The 24,843-nt window shown below is 36.5% G+C and carries 24 protein-coding genes and 2 tRNA genes; 10 read left to right on the forward strand and 16 right to left on the reverse strand.

Features of this window, described 5'->3' with window-relative positions; genetic code table 11:
- Positions 1 to 261 precede the first annotated feature (261 nt).
- The 5 genes from VMW81_00240 to VMW81_00260 form a co-directional block, all read right to left on the reverse strand.
- Positions 262 to 936 carry a hypothetical protein gene (locus VMW81_00240; GenBank protein HUU49376.1) on the reverse strand — a complete coding sequence of 225 codons (675 nt, stop codon included), beginning with the start codon at positions 934 to 936 and terminating at the stop codon, positions 262 to 264.
- 18 nt (positions 937 to 954) lie between these two features.
- Complete coding sequence (locus VMW81_00245; protein HUU49377.1) at positions 955 to 2,709, reverse strand: transglycosylase domain-containing protein; 1,755 nt, start codon at positions 2,707 to 2,709, stop codon at positions 955 to 957.
- Positions 2,710 to 3,254: 545 nt separating this feature from the next.
- Complete coding sequence (locus VMW81_00250) at positions 3,255 to 3,536, reverse strand: PxxKW family cysteine-rich protein (GenBank protein HUU49378.1); 282 nt, start codon at positions 3,534 to 3,536, stop codon at positions 3,255 to 3,257.
- Between the two features lie 134 nt (positions 3,537 to 3,670).
- Complete coding sequence (locus VMW81_00255) at positions 3,671 to 5,278, reverse strand: hypothetical protein (GenBank protein ID HUU49379.1); 1,608 nt, start codon at positions 5,276 to 5,278, stop codon at positions 3,671 to 3,673.
- Between the two features lie 77 nt (positions 5,279 to 5,355).
- Positions 5,356 to 6,000, reverse strand: a complete 645-nt coding sequence (locus VMW81_00260) for an MBL fold metallo-hydrolase (GenBank protein HUU49380.1) — start codon at positions 5,998 to 6,000, stop codon at positions 5,356 to 5,358.
- 283 nt (positions 6,001 to 6,283) lie between these two features.
- On the opposite strand from VMW81_00260, the gene ubiE reads away from it, so the two are divergent.
- From ubiE to VMW81_00290, 6 genes are all read left to right on the forward strand, one after another.
- The gene (ubiE, locus tag VMW81_00265; protein ID HUU49381.1) at positions 6,284 to 7,009 is read left to right on the forward strand and encodes a bifunctional demethylmenaquinone methyltransferase/2-methoxy-6-polyprenyl-1,4-benzoquinol methylase UbiE; all 726 of its coding nucleotides are present in this window, start codon (positions 6,284 to 6,286) and stop codon (positions 7,007 to 7,009) included.
- A 56-nt stretch (positions 7,010 to 7,065) separates the two neighbouring features.
- The gene (locus VMW81_00270) at positions 7,066 to 8,655 is read left to right on the forward strand and encodes an RDD family protein (protein HUU49382.1); all 1,590 of its coding nucleotides are present in this window, start codon (positions 7,066 to 7,068) and stop codon (positions 8,653 to 8,655) included.
- A gap of 69 nt (positions 8,656 to 8,724) precedes the next feature.
- Entirely contained in the window at positions 8,725 to 9,864 is a 1,140-nt protein-coding gene (locus tag VMW81_00275; GenBank protein ID HUU49383.1) for an alanine--glyoxylate aminotransferase family protein, read from the forward strand.
- A 15-nt stretch (positions 9,865 to 9,879) separates the two neighbouring features.
- Positions 9,880 to 11,460: a phosphoglycerate dehydrogenase gene (gene serA, locus VMW81_00280; protein HUU49384.1), complete on the forward strand. Its 1,581-nt coding sequence runs from the start codon at positions 9,880 to 9,882 to the stop codon at positions 11,458 to 11,460.
- 105 nt (positions 11,461 to 11,565) lie between these two features.
- Positions 11,566 to 12,843 (forward strand): adenylosuccinate synthase, encoded by a 1,278-nt coding sequence (locus tag VMW81_00285; GenBank protein ID HUU49385.1) that lies wholly within the window; start codon positions 11,566 to 11,568, stop codon positions 12,841 to 12,843.
- A gap of 34 nt (positions 12,844 to 12,877) precedes the next feature.
- On the forward strand, positions 12,878 to 13,942 hold the full coding sequence (locus VMW81_00290; GenBank protein HUU49386.1) for a type IV pilus twitching motility protein PilT: 1,065 nt from the start codon (positions 12,878 to 12,880) through the stop codon (positions 13,940 to 13,942).
- Positions 13,943 to 13,948: 6 nt separating this feature from the next.
- Here VMW81_00290 and VMW81_00295 read toward each other — a convergent pair whose 3' ends face one another.
- Genes VMW81_00295 through tatA form a run of 8 tightly spaced genes read right to left on the reverse strand, consistent with a single transcriptional unit; the run spans position 13,949 to position 19,735 of the window.
- Positions 13,949 to 14,332 (reverse strand): RidA family protein, encoded by a 384-nt coding sequence (locus VMW81_00295; GenBank protein ID HUU49387.1) that lies wholly within the window; start codon positions 14,330 to 14,332, stop codon positions 13,949 to 13,951.
- A gap of 10 nt (positions 14,333 to 14,342) precedes the next feature.
- Positions 14,343 to 15,785 carry a TrkH family potassium uptake protein gene (locus VMW81_00300; protein HUU49388.1) on the reverse strand — a complete coding sequence of 481 codons (1,443 nt, stop codon included), beginning with the start codon at positions 15,783 to 15,785 and terminating at the stop codon, positions 14,343 to 14,345.
- Between the two features lie 9 nt (positions 15,786 to 15,794).
- Positions 15,795 to 17,147: a Trk system potassium transporter TrkA gene (trkA, locus tag VMW81_00305; GenBank protein HUU49389.1), complete on the reverse strand. Its 1,353-nt coding sequence runs from the start codon at positions 17,145 to 17,147 to the stop codon at positions 15,795 to 15,797.
- A gap of 24 nt (positions 17,148 to 17,171) precedes the next feature.
- Positions 17,172 to 17,729 (reverse strand): DUF4416 family protein, encoded by a 558-nt coding sequence (locus VMW81_00310; GenBank protein HUU49390.1) that lies wholly within the window; start codon positions 17,727 to 17,729, stop codon positions 17,172 to 17,174.
- A gap of 3 nt (positions 17,730 to 17,732) precedes the next feature.
- Positions 17,733 to 18,011, reverse strand: a complete 279-nt coding sequence (locus tag VMW81_00315; protein HUU49391.1) for an acylphosphatase — start codon at positions 18,009 to 18,011, stop codon at positions 17,733 to 17,735.
- Positions 18,012 to 18,038: 27 nt separating this feature from the next.
- Complete coding sequence (pyrF, locus tag VMW81_00320; protein HUU49392.1) at positions 18,039 to 18,776, reverse strand: orotidine-5'-phosphate decarboxylase; 738 nt, start codon at positions 18,774 to 18,776, stop codon at positions 18,039 to 18,041.
- Positions 18,763 to 19,500: a twin-arginine translocase subunit TatC gene (gene tatC / locus VMW81_00325; GenBank protein HUU49393.1), complete on the reverse strand. Its 738-nt coding sequence runs from the start codon at positions 19,498 to 19,500 to the stop codon at positions 18,763 to 18,765. The genes pyrF and tatC overlap by 14 nt, the downstream gene beginning before the upstream one ends.
- Positions 19,469 to 19,735: a twin-arginine translocase TatA/TatE family subunit gene (gene tatA, locus VMW81_00330; protein HUU49394.1), complete on the reverse strand. Its 267-nt coding sequence runs from the start codon at positions 19,733 to 19,735 to the stop codon at positions 19,469 to 19,471. Before tatA ends, tatC begins: the two co-directional genes overlap by 32 nt.
- A gap of 260 nt (positions 19,736 to 19,995) precedes the next feature.
- Here tatA and VMW81_00335 point away from each other — a divergent pair, with 260 nt between their 5' ends.
- Positions 19,996 to 20,709 (forward strand): response regulator, encoded by a 714-nt coding sequence (locus VMW81_00335; GenBank protein ID HUU49395.1) that lies wholly within the window; start codon positions 19,996 to 19,998, stop codon positions 20,707 to 20,709.
- A 3-nt stretch (positions 20,710 to 20,712) separates the two neighbouring features.
- Here the strand turns inward: VMW81_00335 and VMW81_00340 are convergent, their stop codons facing one another.
- Positions 20,713 to 21,624 carry a branched-chain amino acid transaminase gene (locus VMW81_00340; GenBank protein HUU49396.1) on the reverse strand — a complete coding sequence of 304 codons (912 nt, stop codon included), beginning with the start codon at positions 21,622 to 21,624 and terminating at the stop codon, positions 20,713 to 20,715.
- Between the two features lie 201 nt (positions 21,625 to 21,825).
- Between VMW81_00340 and VMW81_00345 the strand changes: the two genes are divergently transcribed.
- The 3 genes from VMW81_00345 (at position 21,826) to VMW81_00355 (ending at position 22,915) form a co-directional block, all read left to right on the forward strand.
- A tRNA-Lys gene (locus VMW81_00345) sits at positions 21,826 to 21,901 on the forward strand.
- Positions 21,902 to 21,903: 2 nt separating this feature from the next.
- A tRNA-Glu gene (locus VMW81_00350) sits at positions 21,904 to 21,981 on the forward strand.
- 187 nt (positions 21,982 to 22,168) lie between these two features.
- Positions 22,169 to 22,915, forward strand: a complete 747-nt coding sequence (locus tag VMW81_00355; protein HUU49397.1) for a M48 family metallopeptidase — start codon at positions 22,169 to 22,171, stop codon at positions 22,913 to 22,915.
- A 7-nt stretch (positions 22,916 to 22,922) separates the two neighbouring features.
- Here VMW81_00355 and VMW81_00360 read toward each other — a convergent pair whose 3' ends face one another.
- The gene (locus VMW81_00360; protein ID HUU49398.1) at positions 22,923 to 24,587 is read right to left on the reverse strand and encodes an electron transfer flavoprotein-ubiquinone oxidoreductase; all 1,665 of its coding nucleotides are present in this window, start codon (positions 24,585 to 24,587) and stop codon (positions 22,923 to 22,925) included.
- A gap of 69 nt (positions 24,588 to 24,656) precedes the next feature.
- Positions 24,657 to 24,843 (reverse strand): electron transfer flavoprotein subunit alpha/FixB family protein (locus VMW81_00365; protein ID HUU49399.1); only part of this gene is annotated, 187 nt, incomplete at its 5' end.

A 24,843-nucleotide genomic window follows, 5' to 3' on the forward strand; every position in this document is an offset into this window, starting at 1 on the left:
TTGGTCACAATCTGGAGCCGGTTGATTATCTGGTATCATTACTTGTGCAGGCATATCTTCACCTCCTTATGTTAGATTTTAATATGATTAATATTAATAAGTAGTGATCCAGACGACAAATTAAATTTTGCATTTTTAAGAATTTCATAAAGATAGACAAAAAAGAGGGGAGGAAAAATTCCTGAAAAATCTGAAGGGGTAATCGGAGAAAATTTTTTTGTTGCGGTCACAAAAGATATCTGGTGAAATTTGACCTAATTATCAATTCTTTAATCTTTTTTTTATTTCCTTATGTATATTAATTCTTTCTTTTATATCGTAATAAGTTACTATCGAGATTACTGCTATTATAATTACAGCAACAATAACCAATAGCCATATAATACCTTTTGAATATAAGAGATACAGTCCTATAATGATTAATACAATAGTTACCCAAATCAATAGATGAAAAAGAAATACGGAAATAGCTCTCAAGAAGAATCTGTAAGGTGCAAGAATATCTATTGTTACTTTAGGTTCTAGTATGCCCTTGCTCTTATAAAGCATGTAATTTAGCAATTCAATCTGTTTATATATATATTCTCTTGTTTTACGAACTTCTTCAATATTTACTTTGCTAGTTTTTTGTTTTGAAGCACCTTCAATCATTTTTATTAAAATATAATAATGATTTCGAGGTAATAAATGAGCACCTTTAACAAGGATATTTTCTAACTCTTTTATTCCATGCTTTTGCCATCCTTCGCTTGTATCAGATAAAGTTATTATGCCAGACCAGTAAAATAATGGAGACCATATCTCGGTTAACCGATACTTCCATTCATTTTGGATTGCCTCATTTCGACTTGTAGATGATTTTATTAATAAATCTTTAATAATCCAACTAACAATACCAAGTCCAAACGCAATTAAACTTTTTTCCAAAAAGGTCATTATACTAATTCCTCCTATTTATATAGAAAAAAGATTAGATTTATAACCAAGCATTTTTTGTACTAGTTTCTGTAAGACATGTCGACTTGTTATTTCTTTATCAATATCTTCACTCGGTGATTTGCTATAACCTAACCATATTGCCAAAGAAATATTGTCATTATAACCTACAAATAAACTTCCACTGCTGGTAGTTCCCGTCTTTCCTGAGAAGTCTTTACCAAATACAGTTATACCTGAATACTTTAGCGCATGTTTAAGTTCTATGATATCTACATAATGAGCAACTATAGTACTATCTGAAGGTTTTGATTTCCATAATAGACTCCCCCCAGTCAACTGAACATTTTTAATTAGAATAGGTTTAGTGTATACCCCATTTTGCTGGATTGCTCTGTAGGCAGAAGATAGCTTTATTAAAGAAATACCTGTTGGTGTTGCACCGAAAATAAGCGAGGGAGTAGCTTTTGAGATTTCAGATAAACCGAATCGATTAAATGTTTTTACTAAATCTTTAAAATCTAGAATTTCTGTAAGTCTAGCGAAAACAGTATTATCACTATATTTAAGAGCTTGTTTTAAGGTCAAGCCACCTCTATATATGTTGCCATAATTTCTTATAGTCCATTCCTTTTTATCTATATCTTTGATAAAAGAGGATTTGAAAGGACTTGATTCTAATACCATATCTAAATTAAATCTTTGTTCTATGGCTGCTAGAAGAGCAAAAGTCTTAAATGTAGAACCAGCCTGTATACTACCAGAAAAAACAGGTGAAAATTCAGACTCCACACCATTTTTCCAAGAAGACTCAACAAGAATTTCGCCTGTATTGTTAGATAAAATAACAGCAGCTACTTGAGATATATTTGGACAACTTGATACTTCTTTTAAGACTCGATCCGTCGCACCTTGAAGAGACAAATCAATAGTAAGCTCTACTTTAGCAATATAGGGATGTATATTTCCAAACTCACTTTCGATTATACGATTAAGAATATGAGAAAGTCTCTGCTTCTTTACTTTGCTTATATTAATAGGATTAATAGTTCCCCAAACTCTATCTTTATTCTCTTTCTCCGTTGAATATTTCAATAGTATTTTAGAAATAAATTTTTGGCGACGAAGATAATTCTGTGTAGAGTTTAATGGATATGTAATGGACGGCAAGCGAAGCAAACCAAGCAATCCACATATTTGATTATAATTGAGGCTGGAAAGTGGTTTTCGATAAATTACTTTCGAAGCAGCAGAAAAACCTCTTATTCCACCACCTAGATATACATACTGACAGTAAAGATTTAGTATTTCTTCCTTTGAATAATATTTTTCTATTTGTAATGCAAGAAAAGCTTCTATTGATTTCCTTATAAGAGACTTATCAGATGTAAGAAGTGTGTTTCTAACAAGCTGTTGTGTTATAGTACTGCCACCTTGTATAATTTTTCTTGAGATAATGTTCCAAAATAATGCCCTAACTAGTGCTTTAATATCTATACCGTGATGTAAATAGTATCTTCGATCCTCTAGTTCAATAAGTAAGTGTCGAATGTCTGAGATTTCCTTCTGAGTTAAAGGATAAATTATATCTCCTCCTGATATTCCTATTGGATGACCGTTTCTATCATTTATGAGAAAAGTACGTTTAGCAACTAACTGTCTAGATGATATACAACGAAGAGCCTTAGGCAGGAATTTAAAAGCTTCAAAACACTTACGCCACGTAGGGAAATATTCAAGATTTAATGTTTGAAATGTATAATTTGTAGTCATTGTAAATTACTTAAGGAAGAAATTATTTATAAAGTGAATCCAAATAAAAATTAATTTGAATTGTCAGTTGGAAGTAGAATTACAGTGTGAATGTGAAGATGAAATAGTTTTGCAAGAATAGTATGGTCTCGCATCTTTACCCCCCTTCCAAAGGGTAACAATGAATCAAAGATGCAAACCAGGAAGATAGGTTATTCAGATTAGACTTGAAGAGGATTATTGTCAAGGAAAGATTGAGTTTTTCTTATGTTCAATCCCCCTTTCGATTTTCAGGGAGTTGACAAGCGAGGGAGGAAAAAAGAAGCAGCTGTCTGAAGCCGAAGGCTGAGTTTGCTGTTTCTCCGAGCGAGCGCAGTCAAATACCGTTAAGAAAATCGAGGGGGTGTCTTTTTTTCGTCTCTTTTTTGGACAAGCAAAAAAGGGACATAATTTAAAGAATTTTAGATATCTGACTCTAAATACAAAAATAGGGGTTTGAATAAGAAATTGATTTCTTATCAAAACCCCTATCTTCTATTCTTTTTTTTCATTGGATAAAAATGGCTTTATTTACCACTTCTCCTTTTTGAAGCCTTTAATGGGTTCAACTTATGAGTATCTGATTTAGTCTCTTTCTTGACATGCGTTGCAAAGTTGCATGAACCATAGGCCCATTTTGCTTTTGGATCAGGAAATACCATGCAGAATTTTTCAGAATTAAGCTCAATGATGTGATTGCAGCCTTCACACTGCTCAATAATAGGATGGCAAGAACCTCCATTAAAAGAACAGCCTACTGTGGTCATAAATGGGCACTCGGTTCCCATTTTGATGGTTTGGCAATCCATGGGAATCACCCCCTCTCATAGTTAATTAAAAGTAAAAAACTCCTTTTTTAAGGAGTCAAATGTATAAATATATAAGCTTTTTAAAAAAAATCAAGAAAAAAATTTAATTTTTTTATCTTTATTATTAAAAATTTCTAAGGCTTAATAATCAGAGAAGATTCGTCTTTATCTTTCTTATCTTTTTTCTCAGATAAAACGAGATTGATGCTCTTCCTCATCAGTTCTCTAAGAAATGGATGATTCGCTATCAACATCTCCTTTCTTTCTATGGCCAGGGCCGAAGCAAGCGAAAGCCTGGCATCATCCTCTTTTCCGACTTTGTAGAGGATATATGCCATCTCCTCCAGTCTTTCCTTGTAGATCTGAGCTCTTTCTTCATCAAAATATTCCTCAGTAGCCTTTTTTATTATCTCTTCCATCCTCTCTTTCTGTTGAACAGGCGAGAGGATAATCAGCCCACTTGTTGAGCTTTCCATCATATCTTTATATTTTTCAATATCATCCCTCTCTATAAACCATCCCATGAACTCTTTTTGGGTGTGAAGCGTATAAGATTTATCAACAAGGCTTAAATTTTTTTCTATTTCTTCCCCATTAAAATAGCTGTAAATGAGAGGTTTTAAATTTTCGACCTTTTTAGGCTTTACCCTGTTCTTCCAGTAGAAGTAATCATCCGGCGGATTTTTCCCTATTTCCACTGTTTTGCTTCGGCCCTTTTCTATCAAAAAATGACAGTATTTCGGATCAGCTTCGACAAGGGCAAAGTTTTTTTCCTTTTCACAGTATTCTTTAAAAAAGTTCTTGAACTCCTTTCGAGAAAGGTCCGCACAGTAAAAATCAAGAATTCCCTTTGAATCGTTCAAGATCGCATAAGCCATATCGAGCACTCTGGGATAGATTGGAGATACAATCCATACTACCCGTGTTCCAATGCAATCGATAGCACCCAAATATCCCTCCCATTTTGGTGCTTGTGTTTTGGGCATTGGGGTCCAGACCGTTTCCCCCTTTTCCGGTTCTTCAATTTTGATTCCTTTAGACTTTAACTTGAAGATAGAGCGCTTTATCAACTTTTTTCGCTCTTTACCATCGGTTGTCTCCATCATTTTCTTAAGAAATTTTGCTGCATCCTCGCTTTCTATATGAGGAATTAAATCGATAATCATATTATCGAGCTCGCTACTTATCCCGATTAATAAGGAGATGATGGGTAAAGATTTTCCTTTGAAATCTGAGATAAACTGGAAGAGGAAGTTTTTTTGAACCAGATGATCCAGCTTTATAAAGCAGTCTTTAATCATTGCGAACCTGACATTTAATGATTCAGAGGGGATATCTATCATCCCTTTTACTTCTTCATAAATCTCTTCTGCGGTTGGTAGGGAGGCTTTGATCATCTCTCCCTCTGGAATGTCTAAATCTTTTTGTTCATCAAAAGCAGCTTTTATAATATCAAGTCCAAGAATTTGTTTAAGTAAGATATCCTTAAGAAAAGATGCATACTTCTTTTTGTTTAAGCGCGACATGACCTTAAGAATTGCTTTTTTATCTTCTTTTGATCCTTTCTTGAATTTTTCCCTCAAAACAGGATAGAGTTTATCTTCGAAGGCTTTCATCTTATCAATGGAGCTTTGTAAATCTTCCAAAAATTCTTCTGATTTTATTCTTTCAAGGAGATGCTCCAGTTCTCTTATGGCCTCTTTTCTTTCGCTTAATTCATCTTTTTTATCTTTTTCATCCATTTATTTTTTGTCCTTTTTAATGAAACAGTATTCATCCTATGAAAGTTTTTTGGGATGGGATGATTATTGATGGGACTTTAATCTACGTGTCCGTGCATCCTCAGCTCTATAAATTCCTTAAGAGAGCCGCACTGATAATAAGGGTTATTGGCCTTTTCATAGCCAATGGTTGAGGTCGGCGTTTTGCCATAGTTATGTCCTGGATAGACAACCGTATCATCAGGAAGGGCAGCTAATTTTTGGAGACTGTTATAGAGGGCTTTTGGGTCGCTCTCTGTAAAGTCAGCCCTTCCACAATATCCAACAAATAGTGTATCGCCTGTTAAGACCTTTTCTGGTGTATAAAGACAGATTCCACCAGGTGTATGTCCAGGAGTATGAATCACTTTTAAGGATTCCTTTCCTGTGTTAAACATTTGTCCGTCCTGAACCTCAGTGACAAAATATGACCCAGACCCCTTCATGGCATGGCTCTCATTTTTATGGACATATATCTTGGCCCCTGTTGTTTCTACAACCTGAAATACTCCTTCAATATGGTCACTGTGAGTGTGGGTCAAAATAATGTTTTTAATCTTTATCCCACCATTTTTTGCAATATTTAATATCTTGTTGACCTCCCATCCTGGGTCAACAATGGCACCCTCTCCTGTTCTTTTACAGGCAAGGATATAGGTAAAGTTTTGATTGCTCCCCACCTCAAGTTGTTTTAAGAACACCATTGATCCCATCTTCTCAATAATTTTACATTAAGGGTATTGGCTCAAACAAAATTGATTATCTTGCATATTATTGAAAAAATATCAAGAAATTTCTTAAGAAATGTAATAAATGATGATGCATTTGTCAAATTAATAGTCAATATAAATGATTCTGGAGAATCTTCTTAAAGAGATGACGAGATGAGTAAAAATTTGTCTTTAAATCTCTTTTGCTTTTATAAAGAGGCTTGAATTATTCTCTTGATTATATTACCATCAAAAATTAGTGAATTAGAGATCAGTCATGAACAATTCTAATCCTTTGGAAACTTCAAAAAGAGATATTTATATAAGAAACCTGTTCTCTTCCATAGCCAATACTTATGACCTTTTGAACCGAGTTTTGAGTTTTGGAAGGGATAGATATTGGCGGAGGTTTGCCATTCAAAAGCTTTCTGATGTAAAACATGGAATCATTCTGGATGTGGCTACGGGAACAGGCGATATGGCCTTAGAGATTGTAAAAAGATTCAATGGTATAGCAAAGGTTGTTGGAGTAGATTTTAGTGAGGAGATGCTTCGACTTGCAAAAAGAAAGATTGAAAAATACGGATTTCAGGAAAAAATAAAATTATATCTCAATAACGCCCAATCATTGCCTTTTGAAGATGAAAAGTTTGATGCTGTCTTGATCGCCTTTGGCATACGTAATATTGCTGATAAACTTAAAGGATTATCTGAGATGAGAAGGGTGGTTAAAGAAGGGGGAAAGATTATTATTTTGGAGTTCTCGAAACCAAATAACAATATAATAAAATGGTTTTATCACCTTTATTTTGTCAAGATTTTACCTGTAATTGGGGGTCTTTTATCAAAGGTAAAATATGCATATGAGTATCTTCCGGAGTCAGTTTTAGAGTTTCCAGAGACTGAAGATTTTATAAATTTAATGAAAAAGGCTGGCTTTAAAGACATAAGATATGATATACTTACCTATGGAGTTGTTACTGTCTATGTTGGAATAAGATGATTAATGATGCTCTTTAAAAATCACCCCTTTTTTATTAATGAATTAAGGGAAATAAGATGAAATGTCCGAAATGTAATTATGTAAGTTTTGATTATTTAGATACTTGTAATAAGTGTGGGTATGACCTTGCTGAGTATCGAGAGGAAAGAGGTATAAAGGTAGTCAAACCTGAGCCAATAGATATCTTTGGTGATAAAGAGAAAAAAGATGAAATTTTACCAGAATCTCCAGAGGTATCAGAGACTTCTGTTGAAGATAAAGCTAAAGAGGAGGAAAAGGAAGCGATAGAGATAGAGCCTACTTTAGAGAAAGGTGTTGAGTTAGAAACAAAAAAAGAAAAAGAAGAGGAGAGCATACATGATAAGGCGATAGAGCCTATTGAACTGGAGGAGCCAGCTGATGAGCTAGAAATTGAAAAAGGTGTTAGTGAGACTGAAAAAAAAGAGGATTTGGGTGGTGATGAGGTTGCAAAGGAGGAAAGGGTCATCGAGTTAGATGATCTCGAAGGTGATACAGAATTTCTAACAGAGGAAGCCTTATCAGGAATGGAGAAGAAAAGAACAGAAGAAACAGACACTGAGCTAGAAATTGAAGAAGGTGTTAGTGAGGCTGAAAAAAAAGAGGATTTGGGTGGTGATGAGGTTACAAAGGAGGAAAGGGTCATCGAGTTAGATGATCTCGAAGGTGATACAGAATCTTTAACAGAGGAAGCCTTATTAAAAAAGCAAAGGGAAGAAATAGAGGAATCAGCTCCTGAAGAACAAGAGGAAAAAGAAGAATCTCCTCCCGAAAAAAAAGATGAGCCTGGCAGTGATTCAGAGATTGAAAAAAGCGACAATCCAGGTGAAGGAGATCATAAGAAGGGTAATGAGGATAGAGAAACTAAAGATGTTTCCAAAGGAGGGGAGGTTGGAAATGATTCAGGGCCTCTGGTAGAGGAAGATTTGCCAGAGCAGGAAAAGGAAGAAAAAGGAGACCAAGAGAACACGACTAAAAAAGATGATGAAGAGTCCATAAAAAAAAAAGACTTAGAAGAGACGACAGAAGCTAAAGATAACATTCCTGACAAAACAGAAGAGATCCAGGAAAAAGAATCAGAAGAGCAGGATAAAAAAACTGATCCACTTGCTTTGGAAGAGAAAGCAGAAGGTGCTGAAGAAGCAAAAACTGAGGATGAATCAAAGGGGGAGGGGGAGAAGGCTGATTTTAAAAACAGGCTTTTAGCAAATATTTTTGACCTTTGTCTTTTGGGTCTAATTAATATTATATTTATCTTCTTATCCCTTTTTACAATTGTGGGATGGGACCTTGTATTTTCTGATTTCTTTTCAATAGCCCTTCTAGGTTCACAATTTTCGTTTTCTAAGTTGACGTTTATATTTATATTTCTTTTGATTTTTACGGGTTATTTTGTCTATTTTCTGTGGCGAGATGGGCAGACGATTGGAAAGATATTATTAAAGGTGAGAGTTGTTTCTGTTGATGGACAACCCCTAACCTTAAAGAAGGCCCTCCTAAGGAGTTTTTCTTATCTTGCCTCCATACTTACTTTAGGTATAGGGTTTTTTTGGATAAAGTTTGATAAGAACAATGAGGCATGGTATGACAGGATTTCCAAGACCCATGTAGTGAAGCTCTATTCTTGAACAAGAGATAGGATACAATCAATTCAACATTTACAAGAAAACTCAATAAGCAACTGAAAGGAATAGCATATGGAAAAACATTATCTATTTTCTCCAGGGCCTACACCGGTTCCACCTAATGTACTGAGAGAGATGTCCCGTCCTATTATCCACCACAGAACCCCTGAATTTGAAGAGATTCTTTGTCAAGCTATCGATGATTTAAAATATGTCTTTCAGACTCAAAATGACGTTATCATTTTTGCCTCTTCTGGCACCGGGGGTATGGAGGCAGCGGTTTCAAATTTCTTGTCTAAAGGTGATAAAGCTATTTCAGTGAGAGGAGGAAAATTTGGAGAGAGGTGGTCTGAGATATGTGAAAACTACGGTGTTGATGTTGAGAATATTGATGTTGAGTGGGGAGAGGCTGTAGACCCTCAGATTATTGCTAATATCTTAAAGAATAATAATCGTATCAAGGCTGTTTTTACGCAGGCGTGTGAGACATCGACAGGCGTTGCTCATGATATAAAAACAATCGCTGAGACTGTAAAAAGTTATCCCAATACACTCATGGTCGTCGATGCGATAACAGCTCTTGGGGTTTATGATATACCAACAGATAAATGGGGCCTCGATGTCGTTATAACCGGTTCTCAGAAGGCGTTAATGTTGCCTCCGGGGTTGGCAATGGTGAGCGTAAGCAAAAAAGCATGGGAATTTTACGAGAAATCTGATCTCCCAAAGTTTTATTTCGATCTCAAAAAAGAGAGGGATTCTCTTAAGAAAAAACAGAGTGCTTATACTCCCGCTGTCTCTATGATAATGGGTTTAAAAGAGGCCCTGTCAGATATAAAAAAGGAGGGTCTAAAAAAGGTTTTTGAGAGACATGAGAGACTGGCAAGAGCTACAAGGGCTGCTATGGAGGCAATCGGATTGGAGCTCTTTGCTAAAGATAATCCAAGCAATTCTGTTACTGCGGTAAAGGTGCCTGATGGAATTGATGGGTCATCGATTACAAAGATTTTAAGCAAAGATTATGGCATTACCATAGTAGGCGGACAGTCTCAGGCTAAGGGTAAAATTTTTAGGATATCTCATATGGGTTATGTGGATGCCTTTGATATATTAACGGTAATTTCTGCTGTTGAAATGGTTCTCAAAAGATTGGGATATGATGTTTCCCTAGGAAAAGGTGTCGGGGCAGCACAAAAGTTTTTTATAGGATAAGAGAGGGCAAATAAAATGAAGATCTTAGTAAGCGACAATATATCTGAGAAGGGACTAAAGATATTGCGAAGTGAGAAAGACCTGAATATTGTTGTCAAGACAGATCTGAGCCACGACGATCTGTTAAAGGAGATCAAAGATTATGATGGCTTGATAATCAGAAGCGCTACAGAGGTTAAAGAGGATGTTATCGAATCAGCCGAAAAACTCAGGATAATTGGAAGGGCTGGAATAGGTATGGATAACGTAGATCTAGAGGCAGCGAGCAAAAAGGGGATCATTGTCATGAATACCCCTGGAGGAAATACAATAACCACTGCCGAACATGCCATCGCAATGATGTTAGCTATCTCTCGCAACATCCCTCAGGCAAACGCATCGATGAAAGAGGGAAAATGGGAAAAAAAGAAGTTTACAGGTGTTGAGGTTTTCCGAAAGACCCTTGGCATCATTGGATTAGGAAGGATAGGGGCTATTGTTGCTCAGAAAGCACAGGGTTTGGGGATGAATGTTCTTGGAAATGACCCCTATATTTCAGAAGAAAGAGCTAAAGAAGTGGGTGTGAAGAAGGTTGAGTTGAAAGAGCTCTTAAAGAACTCTGATTATATAACATTACATTGCTCAAAGTCAGATGATACAGTAAATCTGATTGGAAAGGAAGAGTTCTCTCTTATGAAAGATGGTGTAAGGATCATCAACTGTGCAAGAGGTGGACTTATTGATGAAAATGCCCTTTATGAGGCGATCAAAGATGGTAAGGTTGCCGGTGCTGCTCTGGATGTCTTTGAGAAAGAGCCTCCCAAAGAAAATCCTTTATTATCCCTCGATTCTGTTATCACTACCCCCCATTTAGGAGCGTCAACAGGAGAGGCACAGGAAAATGTGGCTATTGATATTGCCAACCAAATAGTTGATTTTTTCAAAAGTGGTCAAGTCAAGAATGCCGTGAATGTTCCCTCTCTTGACTACGAACTATTAATAAAGATAGAGCCCTATCTAAACCTAGCAGAAAAACTAGGTTCCTTTCAGGCCCAAATGGTTGAGGGCGGTATTAAAGAAGTTGTCATTAAATACCATGGTGAAATCGTCAATCTTGGAGTCAAGCCGATCACGAATAGCGTTCTCAAAGGTCTCCTTCAGGTCTTTTTACAAAACAGGGTCAATGTCGTAAATGCCCCTTATTTGGCTAAAGAGAGGGGAATAGAGGTTGTAGAAAGTACCAGCACCGAGACAGAAGATTATGCAAATCTAATAATTCTGGAAGTAAAGACAGATAAGACAAAGGGTACGGTTGGAGGTACGATATACGGCAAGAGAGATCCAAGAATCGTAAAGATAGATAATTACAGGTTAGAAGCTGTTCCATCAGGACACATGATGGTCTTTTCTAATAAGGATGTTCCAGGGATGATAGGGAAAATAGGGACTATTTTAGGGGAAAATAATATCAATATTGCTGGGATGCAACTGGGAAGGGTTGCTCCAAAAGGAGATGCTGTTTCAGTGGTCAATGTGGATTCTCCAGTACCTGAAGAGGTGCTCAATGAGATAAGAAGCCTGCCTTATATTTTCTATGCTAAGATGATTCGGTTATAATTTTATTTCAATTTGATCTTTTTTAATTAATTGCTTGATTTGGGAAGATTTTTTTGTTTTAATGATTTGCTTTTTCATAGATAAACAAAAATTGGAGATGGTGAAATGACAGTTATGGCTGTAATTGGAACTCAATGGGGAGACGAAGGGAAGGGAAAGATTATTGATTTATTATCTGAAGACGCTGACTTCATCGCTCGTTATCAAGGGGGCAATAATGCAGGTCATACTGTTGTGATAGGCAATGATCAATTTATTTTACATCTCATTCCTTCTGGGATTCTCCACAAGGGTAAAAAATGTATTATAGGGAGTGGTGTGGTTGTCGATCCTGAGGCATTAATATCAGAGATTGAAGATTTAAAAAAGAAGGGCATACAGATTGATAATAATTTATATATTAGTAAAAGAGCCAACTTAATAATGCCTTATCATAGAGTGATTGATCAGGCCAGTGAGAAATGGAAAGGACAACATAAAATTGGAACTACAGGTAAAGGGATAGGGCAAGCTTATAGTGATCAAATGGCAAGAGCAGGGATACGAATGATTGACCTAATGAATAAAGAGATATTTGAAGAAAGATTGCGATTAAATCTCAATGAGAAAAATATTATACTTAGGGAGATCTATGGAATAGATCCCTTTGATTTTAATGAAATATTTGATGAATATCAGAGGTTTTCTTTAGTATTGAAAAAGTATATTGCTGATGTAGAGGTCATGTTAAGAGAAGCAATCATTCAGGGTAAAAGTATTCTATTAGAAGGTGCTCAGGGCTCCATGCTTGATGTCAATCATGGAACCTACCCATATGTAACATCATCTCATCCTATATCAGGCGGAGCATGCGCAGGTTTGGGTATTCCACCATCAAAGATTGAAAAGGTTTTGGGTGTAGTTAAAGCCTATACAACAAGAGTAGGAGAGGGTCCTTTTCCTACGGAACTGCGAGATAAAAGTGGGACTTTACTCAGAGAAAAAGGGGGAGAATATGGAGCAACAACCGGCAGACCGAGGCGTTGTGGATGGTTCGATGCTGTTGTCGTAAAACATGCTGTTTGGATTAATGGTTGTGATACCTTGGCATTGACGAAATTGGATATACTCGATGAATTTAAAAAGATTTATATCTGTGTTGGTTATAAGTATAAAGGAAAGGTCTACCATGAAATGCCGTGTGAAATTGATATATTAGCTAACTGTGAGCCTTTATATAAAGAGTTGGACGGTTGGATGGAACAGACAGGCGGTATTACTTCTTATGATAAACTCCCCAAAAAAGCAAAAGAATATATTAAAGAACTTTCAAAAATTTTAAGGTCAGATTTTTCAATCATATCAACTGGAGCTAAGAGAGAACATACCATTTTTTTAAACTAATTTTTTTGATTTTGGATAATAAGAGAAGTTGAGAATGCATATAGACCAGTTTTTGAAATCCATGGTAAAAGAGAATGTTTCCGATCTTCATTTTAAGGTCGGCAGCCCTCCAAAAGTAAGATTGGACGGGGAGTTGATACCTGTTAAATATAAGAACCTTACACCTGAGGATACCCAATCCCTTGCTTTCAGTATGATGGATGAAAGGCAAAAAGAGTTTTTCAATAAGAAGCATGAGTTAGATTTTTCCTATAGTTTATCAGGAGTGGCAAGGTTTCGAGTTAATGTGTTTAAACAGAGGGGTGCTTTTGCTATCGTTATGAGAATCATTCCTACAGAGATACCTACAATAGAGCAATTGAAGCTACCTGGAATTATCAAAAAGATAGCCTTAGAACCGAGAGGAATGATATTGGTTACAGGGGTAACAGGAAGTGGAAAATCAACGACCCTTGCCTCTATGATTAATTTTATCAATTCTATCAAGAAGGCCCATATCATAACAATTGAAGATCCTATTGAGTTTGTCTATTCAGATAATTTAAGCTCTGTCAATCAGAGAGAAATCGGATCTGATACCGATTCTTTTGCTGATGCCCTAAGAGCAGCGTTGAGGCAAGATCCTGATGTTATTCTTGTGGGAGAGATGAGGGATACAGAGACGATAAGTGTGGCTATTAAGGCTGCGGAAACAGGTCATTTAGTTTTTAGTACATTGCATACCACTGATGCCAAAGGAACCGTGACAAGAATTATTGATACCTTTCCACCCCATCAGCAACAGCAAATCAGATATCAATTATCCGATAACATTAAAGGAGTCATTTCACAAAGGCTTCTTCCCTTAAAGGATGGCGGAGGCAGAATCGTTGCTGCAGAGATTATGGTTTCCACATCTACGATTAGAAATTGTATTGAAGAGCCAGAAAAGACAGGACAGATCAAAGATATCATTGAGGCTGGAAGGTCGCAATATAGCAGCCAATCTTTTGATCAGCATCTCACAGAGTTATACAAAAATGGATTGATAACGATGGAAGTTGCAGTTGAAAATTCCACTAACCCCAGTGATTTTCAAAGATCCCTGCAATTTGATTGATTCCAATCATTCGATATAGGCAATAAGATCTACTTCAATAGCTACCCCCTTTGGCAAATCAGAGACCTCAACACAGGAACGAGCCGGTTTACTCTTTTTAAAATACTTCTTAAATATCGTATTCATATCATCAAAATCCTTAAGATTTTTCAGAAATACCGTTACCTTAATAACCTTTTCTAATGAAGAACCACAGGATTCCAAAATACCTTTGAGATTTTCTAAGACTCGCTGAGATTGGATTTTGATATCCCCCTTTATTGTTTCATTGGTTACAGGATCAAGGGGGATCTGGCCTGAGGTAAAGATAAAATTATCAATTCTGATTGCCTGTTCATAAGGTCCAATAGCTAAAGGGGCTTTGTCGGTTTTTATAACATCTTTTTTCATTCCATCCCTCTTATTTTTTCCAGAATTCAGGGATAAAAAAGATCAGGACTGTGTAGATTTCTAATCGGCCTATGAGCATGCATAAGGAAAGAAGCCATTTTCCTAAGAATGGAATATGGGCATAGTTATCTGTTGGCCCAACCATACCGAGACCAGGACCCACATTTCCTATGGTCGCTGCTACAGAGGATATAGCAGTAATCATATCCAAACCAAGCAGTGCCATAAAGAGAGACGAAACCACAAAGACAGCCATATATAATAAAAAGAATCCCAAAACTCCCTGCAATATATCCTCGGAGACCATTTTATCTCTTATTTTTATACTTATAATGGCCCTTGGATGAATGAGTTTGTAGAGTTCATAATAGGCATATTTAATGAGCAAAAGGATTCTAATATTTTTAATAGATCCACCAGTTGAACCAGCGCATCCACCTATAAACATTAAGAGGAGAAGGGTATATTGAGAAAATTGAGGCCAAAGCTCAAAATCGGCTGTACCATATCCAGTAGTGGTAACAATAGATACAACCTGAAAAGAGCCATAGCGAATGGCATCAGTCAGTGGTTTCTGGGCAGAGAATTTAAGATTAATTACTACCAGCGTAATAAAAAAGCCAACAACTCCTAAGTAAAAAAGAAATTCTGTATCCTTAAAAAAGGATTTCAGATTTCCTTTTAGCATTTGATAGTGTAAGGCAAAGTTAATGCCCGCCATAAACATAAATAGGGTGATAACGGCATCAAAGTAAGGGCTATTAAAGGCTCCGATACTTGCATCTTTTGTAGAGAAACCTCCAGTGGCCATTGTTGTAAAGGTATGGTTCAAAGCATCAAATAAAGACATGCCACCGAGAAGTAATAAGAGGGTTTCTGTTGCAGATATAATAACATACACCATCCATAAAAGCCTTGCTGTATCCTTAATCCTTGGTGTAAGCCTGTCTTGTGAAGGCCCTGGCACCTCGGCTTTAAAGAGCTGCATTCCTCCAACACGCAATGCAGGAAGAATAGCAATAGAGAGAACAATGATGCCCATCCCACCTAACCATTGAGTTAAACTCCTCCAGACGAGGATGCCATGGGGTTGTTTTTCTATATTGGCAAGAACAGTAGCACCAGTAGTGGTAAAACCAGACATAGCCTCAAAAAAGGCATCTGTGAAGTTATTAAAAGTACCAAAAAAGAGAAAAGGGAGGCTCCCAAAGAGAGCTGCTGAGATCCAACCAAAAGTTACAATAGCAAATCCATCTTTTATTCCTATATCACCCTCTTCCTTGCTTGAATAAGATACAATCAGACCCAGAAAAATACATATCATTGAGGAATAGACGAGTGAGAAGAGATCTCCATCTTGGTAGTAGAGGGAAATAGCGATAGGTAGCAGCATGGATAGTCCAACACCTACGATAACGATTCCGAGAACATAAACGACCAGTCGTATATTCATATTGAATCTTTAGCCTTCGAATAGTTTTTCGATACTTGATATCGCTGAGGGGATTGCAAAGATAATGACCCTGTCATCTGGTTGAATAATATCGTCGCCAATAGGGATAAATACATCTTTTCCATGAACAATGGCTCCAATGAGTGCACCGGATGGAAGTTTTAATTTCTTTAAAGGGGTATTGATAATCTTAGAGAAAGGAGGTGCCACCATTTCTAGGGTTTCTGCCTGAGTCTCAGAGATAGTAGCTAAAGAGAGAATTCTTCCTCTTCTTACATATTTTAATATCGCATCGGCGGTAAATTGTTTTGGACTTATAGGCGCATCGATACCTACGGATGGTAGTAAAGGGAAATATTCCTTCTTATTGATTATGGCCATTGTGGTTTTGACCTTATGGTGTTTTGCTAACAGAGATGTTAAAAGATTTGTTTCTTCGTCGTTTGTGGCCGCAATGAATATATCTGTATCTTTTATCCCTTCTTGTACTAATAGGTCTTCGTCTCGTCCATCTCCATTCAAAACAAGAATATTTTCTGATTGAGATACAAGAAGCTGACATTTGTCTTTATCTTTTTCAATGAGGGTGATGGAAAGATCTTCTTTTTCTAGGGTAAGGGCAATCGTACGGCCTAATCTTCCACCACCAACGATGATGATCCTTTTGTTAATTTGATTGGGTGTTTTTCCCAAGAGGCGAAGAATAGATTCAGTTGATTCTGATTTCGCAATAACAAACAATTGATCGTCAACGTTAATCTTTTCGTTTCCTTTTGGAATAATCAATGACTCATTTCTTATGATTGCCACAACTAAAAAAGAGATATCAGGAGAAAAGTCTCTAAGCTCCTTTAAGGTCTTGTTTGTTATAGGGGCATCCTGATTAACTTTAAATCCGATGAGTTTTACCAGACCATCGGCAAAATCAAAAAGATTTGTAGCCCCTGGCATTTTTATCAGAGACTTAATCTCTTGAGCGATGATTTGATCAGGGTTGATGAGGAGATCAATTCCGAATTTATCATGAGGAATGAAAAAGTTTTTGGCAGATAATTCAGGATTTCTTATTCGAGCAATCTTTAGGGGAACATCATATTCCTTGGCCAATAGACAGGCTACGATATTCGTTTCATCAACATCTGTTACAGCGATGAGCATTTTTGTCTCTTTAATACCCGCTTCTTCCAAAACCATAGGACTGATAGCATCTGAGCGAATTATCTGAGCATCTACAGAGCTGCTCATAAATTCTTTTACAATTTCTTCATTCTTTTCGATGATTAAGACGTCATTGTTTTCTTTTGATAAAATATCCGCTATGCTCGATCCAACCTCTCCAGCACCTATTATGATTACTCTCAAAATATATCCTCTCTTTTTATTTGATTATTGAGTTATACATTCTTTTTGCTGCGCTGCCCTTAGTTGCTTCATATATATTTTGCGAATTTCATTAAAAATTTCAATAGATTCAGGAGATTTATAATCTGGATATGTCCATTCGAAAGTTCGAAAGCTTCCCTTATAAAATCTGTAGGTGAGTTCAGCATAGATTCCGTTATCAAGATAGGGTCTATGGTCGTAATTCTTTGTTGTGGCGAGGATTAATTTTTCTGGGGCAACATATCCTGGATCGATATTCACCATTCTGTTAGGGGTATTGGGAAAATTAAACTCCTTTTCTACCTCATTTGTTTCTATTTTTATCTTTGGGAGATTTTCTATCTTCATTAAAGGCTCAAAGCTTAGGAATTGTCTTTTAAGACCTTCCCCCATCTCTTTTTCATAATAAGTGGTGAAATTAAAGGAAATTAATTGACTTTCAAAGTCCATCTTTCCTAATCTTTTGATAAGTTTCTCTTTCGTCATTCTCAAGACTTCTTCATCTTTGAATATCAAACCAACAATCAATTTTACTGGAAAAGGATATTTTATCTTGCCCATTTTTTAAAAGTTTATAGAAAAATCTTTGAAGTCTCCTACATAATCCAACCAATTATAATCCACACTTTTCACCACAGCACCCGATGGACCTTTATGGCACCACTTAACCAATTCTTCAACATCTTCTCGTTTTCCCTCAGCAATAATTTCAACGGAGCCATTCCTATTATTTCTTACCCATCCTTTGATATCTAATTGAGAAGCTTTACTAACGGTATTATATCTGAAACCCACCATTTGTACTATACCAGTAACGATAATATTGACTCTGGCCTTTTCCAAATTTAAAAAGCTCCCAAAAGCATTTACTTATAATCTTTGTTCAAGCGCTTCAATTTCTTCGTAAATCTTTAGAGTAGCTTCAATTGGATCTTTTGCCGCTGTTATTGGTCGTCCAATAACTATATAATCAGCTCCTTCTTCAAAAGCCTTTGCAGGTGTAGAGAGTCTTTGATGATCGTCTTTAAGAGCCCATGAAGGTCTTATTCCTGGAACCACTGTTAAAAAATCTTTTCCGCAGAGCTGTTTTATATCCCTCACTTCATTTGGGGAAGCAACAACTCCGTCTAAACCTGCCTCTTTTGCTGAAGAGGCCAAATTTAAAACCTGGTCTTTAATTTTACGATTAAATCCCAAATTAAACAAGTCTTTTTGGTCAATACTTGTTAGGATGGTTACTCCAATTATATAGGGACATTGTAAACCCTCTGTTTCAGCTAATCTCTTGCATGAAGCAACGCATTCCTTCATCATGGAAGATCCGCCCAGTGTATGGATATTGAACATAAAAACCCCTAATTTCATTACTTCCTCTCCTGCCCTTGCAACGGTATTCGGGATATCATGAAATTTAAGATCGAGAAAAATATAGCAATCATTATTTTTTAAGATTTTAATAATTTCTTGACCAAATCGTGTAAAAAGTTGATTACCGACTTTAAAAATCTTTATATAATCCTTAAGCATTAACACAAGTTTTTTTGCCTGATCTAGGTTATCTGTATCCAATGCAAGGATAATTCTATCTTTTGGTTTAAACCTCATCATCACCTTTCTTCTTATAAACTAATTTTGATAAGAGGATACTTACCTCATAAAGAACTATCAAAGGTAGTGCCATGAGAATCTGTGTAAAGACATCGGGAGGAGTAAGGAGCGCAGCTATTATAAATATAAGTAAAATGGCATATTTTCTATTTCTTGTTAAAAACTTTGGTGTAACTATACCGATCTTCGTAAGGAATAATAAAACCAAGGGCAATTCAAACACGATTCCAAAGGCCAAGATTAGCTTTGTTGTAAATGAGATATAGTTGCCTAAAGACAACATAGGTTTGATTCCATTCGTTCCATAGGCTAAGAGAAATTTTATGCCAAAAGGAAGGATTAAATAGTAGGCAAACATTCCTCCGATTACAAACATAATGGTAGAAAATACTACAAAAGGCAATGTATGCTTCTTTTCCTTTTCCAGCAGGCCAGGTGAAACGAACTTCCATAGTTGATAAAGGGTTATTGGAATAGTTAAGAAAAGACTGGCGAAAAGAGCTACCTTAAGATTTACAAAAAATGCCTCTGTAGGTGAAATAAATATGAGATCCTGACCCAATGGTATTTTTAATATTAGGATGATTTTATGTGAAAGGAAATAAGTGAGGATAAAACCAAAGCCAATTGAGATAAATATAATAATAAGCCTCTTCCTTAGTTCCTCGAGATGTTGGGTGAAGGGCATCTTTTCATTTTCTATGTTCTTGGTTGTCTTTGTCATTATCTTCTGTATCTTTCTTTACTTCATCAGGAAGGGCTTTATTATTAGTTTCATAGCTATTTACTTCTTCATCAATATCGACTTTCAATGTATCTTGGAATTCGTCTGTTGCCCTTTTAAATTCTGCAAATCCTCTCCCTAGTGCCCTAGCAATATCAGGTAATTTGCTAGGACCGAGAATAATTAAAGCAATGATCAGTATAACGATTAACTCTGGCATCCCAAGACCGAACATCTGATCCTCCTTTATTTGAACGTAAAAAAACAACGTTCTTTAATTAAAAATCCTATCAAAAGACATTCTATTCTGCAAGGATTTTATCAATTTCTAAATCATTAAATTTAATATAAAAACAGGTTTTTATTCTGCGTTGGATTGACTTAACAGTTAAGAAAAGAGTTGACAAATTTTAAATATTGAGTATAGAGGAATTGAAATATGATTAATATGAATTTATACAGATGATTTAAAAGATTAAGTAATAGGATTTAATAATGAATATGCCTAACAAGAATGGTTTTGCTAAGTTATTGGTTGTTGATGATGATGATTTAGTATTACAGGGTTTTAAGAGTGTATTGAGTGGAGAGGGATATGAAGTGGATGAGGTTAATAGCGGAAGAGCGGCTCTTAAGTTGATAAGGAGGGATCGTTTTGACCTGGTTTTGGTTGATCTCATGATGGAGGGTATTGATGGTTTAGGAGTATTGCGAGAGGTGAAGAAGAAAAGTCCGGATACGGTGGTAGTTATAGTCACGGGATATGAGTCGATTGAAAGTATTCTGGAGGCGATGCGTTGGGGTGCATATGATTATCTTATCAAGCCTTGTTCTGAGATAGATTTAAAGATGACGATAAGGAGGGGTTTAGAGAAGCAAAGGATAGAGAGGAAGTTGGTAGGGGCGGAGAGGTTAGCTGCGATAACGAAAACGGCTTTAGCGACAAATCATAAGATAAGCAGCCCTTTAGAAACGATAGTTTTGGAGACGGAGTTATTATTAAGGAAAGGTGATGAATTTGATGAGAAGGGGAAAGAGAGATTAGAGGCTATATTGCAGGAAGCATTTAGGATAAAGGATATAATGAAGAAGATGTCTCATATAACCGAGCCTGTTATTAGCGAATATATGGATAGTGTAAAAATGGTGGATATGGGGAGATCTAAAACAACTTTTCATTCCCTTAAGGAGGGCGGTAAAAAGAAGTAATCTTTAAATATAAGTTAACCAATGTTCATGGTGTTCGTCTTTACCTTGAACGACATCAAAAAAGGCCTGCTGAAGCTTTTTAGTTGTAGGACCAGGTTTGCCGGTCCCGATATCCCGATTATCTACTTGCCTTATAGGAGTCAATTCTGCTGCAGTCCCTGTAAAAAATGCTTCATCAGCAATATATAACTCATCCCTCGAGAAGGGTTCCTCTTTAAGAGGGATATTTAAAAACTTTGATAATTCTATTATAGAATCTCTGGTAATACCTTCTAAAACAGAGGTAAGAGGGGGCGTCTTAATCATTCCTTTTCTCACGAGAAAGATATTTTCTCCACTACCTTCTGAAACATTTCCATTTGTATCCAACATAAGGGCCTCGTCATAACCATTCAATATTGCCTCTATCTTTGCCAATTGGGAATTCACATAGTTTCCGCATATCTTTGCCTTTGTCATTGTTATGTTGACGTGATGCCTTGTAAAAGAAGATGTCTTTACTCGAATCCCATTTGATAAACCTTCTTCTCCAAGATATGCACCCCAGGGCCAGACTGCAATAGCAACTTTAATGGGAATGCCAAGAAAGTTGATGCCCATATTCCCATAGCCAATATATATGATGGGTCTGATATAACATTCTTCTAATTGATTAATATTTATGGTTTCTCTAATTGCTTTTATTACATCGTTTTTAGAGAACGGGCTTTCAATACCTACTATATGGGCAGAATTGAACAGTCTATCAATATGTTCCATTAGTCTGAATATAGCTGGGCCTTTTTTTGTTTTATAGCATCTGATTCCTTCAAATACACCAAGACCATAGTGAAGGGTATGAGTCAATATATGAATCTTTGCGTCGGCCCAATCAACAAATTTACCATCCATCCATATCTTTTTGACTTCTTGCAAGGCGACTCTCCTTTTCATTTATTTTTTTAAATAAAAAAGAATTAAAAAATTACCACATGGCTTTTTTTAATGCAAGAAAATTATTTATAGATATATTATTTATCTAGTCATAAAACAAGGCAATAAAGATATTATTGCCTATCTTTATTTATTATTTTTATTGACTTTGAAGTTTTGATGTTATAATGTTTTAAACTTTATGGGCCGCTAGCTCAGGTGGTAGAGCAACGCCCTTTTAAGGCGTGGGTCGAAGGTTCGAGTCCTTCGCGGCTCACCAGCGTCCCCATCGTCTAGCCCGGCCAAGGACACCGCCCTTTCACGGCGGTAACGGGGGTTCAAATCCCCCTGGGGACGCCATTTACATTTATAAACTCTTCTAAATTAGTTCCCCCAAAAACAGCCATTATTAAATAACATACTTTCCTAGGCTTTTTTCGAAGAAGACTTTTCGTTGATAATCAAAGCCATTGTATAATGACTGAAGAAGTGTTATTATTTTTTTAATATAAAAATTTTAATATTTTCTCAAATTCATATGAATTTTATGAATAGAAAAAGTGGTAGATTATATTTAATCCTTTTTATAACTCTTTTAACAATCATTTCCTGTGCTGGGACTACAGGACCAAAGGTATCAGAGCAGGAGTTTCTTCGTGAGAAGGAGATATTACAAAAGAAGGCAGAAGAATTCAAAAAGGCCCAGCAGGGAAAAGTAGGGAAGGTAGGTGAGAAGCTCCTTTTATATATTCAGAACCACCCACAAATAAGTTTCCATATGGTTGATGACCAGAGTGTTAATGCAGCGGCAACATTTAATAAGGTCTTTGTAACTTATGGCATGATGCGTTTTATAAAGACTGAGGATGAACTCGCCGTAGTTTTGGGACATGAACTCGCTCATATAACAAGGGGTCATCTCAAAAAGAGTATTACAAAAAATATTTTACTGGACATCCCCGTTTTGATTTTAGGGACCCTTGCTGAATCTCAGGTTAGTGGAACAGGACAGGTAGTTTCTATGCTGGGGGGTGCCTTTTCTCAGAAGTTCAACAGGGATTATGAAAGAGAAGCAGATGTTTATGGTCTTAAATATGCCTATGAGGCAGGTTATGACATAAAGGCAGGAGCAAGGATATGGGAGAGATTTGCCATTGAGGTTCCAAAGAGTCTGTCAAGAGACTTTTTTAGCAGTCATCCCTCCTCTCCAGAGCGATTGATAAGGATAAAAAAGGTTAGCAGCGCTTTACTATCGGGCCAAGGAATTGAGGGATTGGAAGAGAATCCTAAATAATATCGGCTTACTGAAATTTATAAGCGGGACCACCCCCGCCCTCAGGGGGGACCCAGTCTATTATTTCATAGGGGTCCATGATATCACATGTTTTACAATGGACACAGTTAGCAGGGTTAAGCTTTAATTCTTTTTCTCCGCTTTCTTCATTTTCAACAATCTCATAAACATTTGAAGGGCAAAAATACTGACACGGATTGCCGAATTCTATCCTACATTCATTTTTGCATACATCAGGGTTGCTTATCTTTAAATGACAGGGTTGATCCTCATCATGATTTGTACCAGAATAGAATACATCCGTTTCTTTATCAAACGTAAGTTTATTATCAAATTTTATAATATGAGACTTATATTTTGACAGATTATCCCCATAATAATCTTTGAGTTTCTTCATTCTCTTGTGGCCCTCTTCAATTTTTATTGGCTTTCCCCATCTTCCCTTTGTCAACAGCTGAAAAGCTCCTTTCAAAAGACCTTGAAAGAATCCCTTTTGAAAGCCTTGATGAAAATTCCTTGACATGTGTAGCTCTTTTTCTATAACACTCTCTCTAACCTTTTCTTCGTACCTCTTTAATGTATTTTCTGAATAGTCCTTTTCTTTTAGAGCATGAAATATTGTTTCTGCTGCGAGGATTCCTGATTTTATTGCCAGATGAACGCCCTTTAGCCTCCTAGAGTCAAGAAAACCAGCAGAATCCCCCGCAATTAATAATCCATTCCCGTAAATTTTTGGGATCGAATAATAACCCCCTTCTGGAAGGGTTTTAGCACCGTAGCTTATTATCTCTCCTCCTGCTAAGAGGTTAGAGATGAAAGGGTGTTTCTTGAATCTTTGAAATTCATGGTGAGGGTCAAGCATAGGATTTTGATAATTGAGACCCACAACAAGCCCTATGGCGAGGAGATTATCTTCCATTCCATACAAAAAACCCCCTCCATATGTTGAGTTGTCTAGGGGGTATCCAAAGGTATGTATAACCTTTCCACTGAGCCTATTTGACGATGGAACCTTCCAAATCTCTTTAATCCCAACTGAATAAACCTGAGGGTTAATCTGTGTTGTATCTGAAAATTTATTTAAAAAAGCTTTCGTGAGACTCCCCCTACTTCCCTCGCCTAAAACAGTAATAGATGCTAAGATATCGGCACCAGGTTCATAGTTATTCTTTTGGTTTCCACTTTTATCCAGACCTTTATCTCCCGTCCTGATTCCAATGGTGCGATCGTTCTTAAAAAGAAGCTCAGACCCAGGAAATTCACAGAAAATGTCAACACCTCTTGCTTCTACACTCTTAGCCAGCCACTGAACAAATTTCCTTAATGAAATGATATAACAACCATGATTGTTCAGAAGCTTGGGAATAAAAGGGATTTCTATCTTTCCTTTTTCAGTAAAAAAGAATAGGGAATCCTTCTCTACTTTTTGTCCTAAAGGAGGATTTTCCCCCTGGTAGTCTGGAATGAGTTCCTCTAACGTAGAAGTATCTAAAATACAGCCAGATATTATATGAGACCCAACTTCCTTTCCTTTTTCTAAGATGGCTATACTGATTTCACCTAAGCCTTGCTTTTTAATGAGGTTTGAAAGGTGGAGTGCTCCTGCGAGGTTTGCTGGGCCAGCTCCTACAAATAGAACATCAACTTCAAGAATATCTCTTTTTTGTTCCATGATTATTTTAAATTTAATGAAAGAATTCTCACTTGATATTTTCGAGGAAGATTCATTTTAAATTGAAGGCTAAGTTAAAACCTTTTTTATCTCATCGGTCAGTTTGGGGATGACCTCAAAAAGGTCTCCTATTATTCCATAATCAGCAACCTTAAATATTGGTGCATCAGGGTCTTTATTTATAGCCACGATATATTTTGAAGAGGACATCCCAACAAGGTGCTGAATAGACCCTGATATGCCACAAGCGATATAT

It is taken from the genome of Nitrospinota bacterium (assembly GCA_035528715.1).
Taxonomy (GTDB): Bacteria; JADFOP01; JADFOP01; order DATKYB01; family DATKYB01; genus DATKYB01.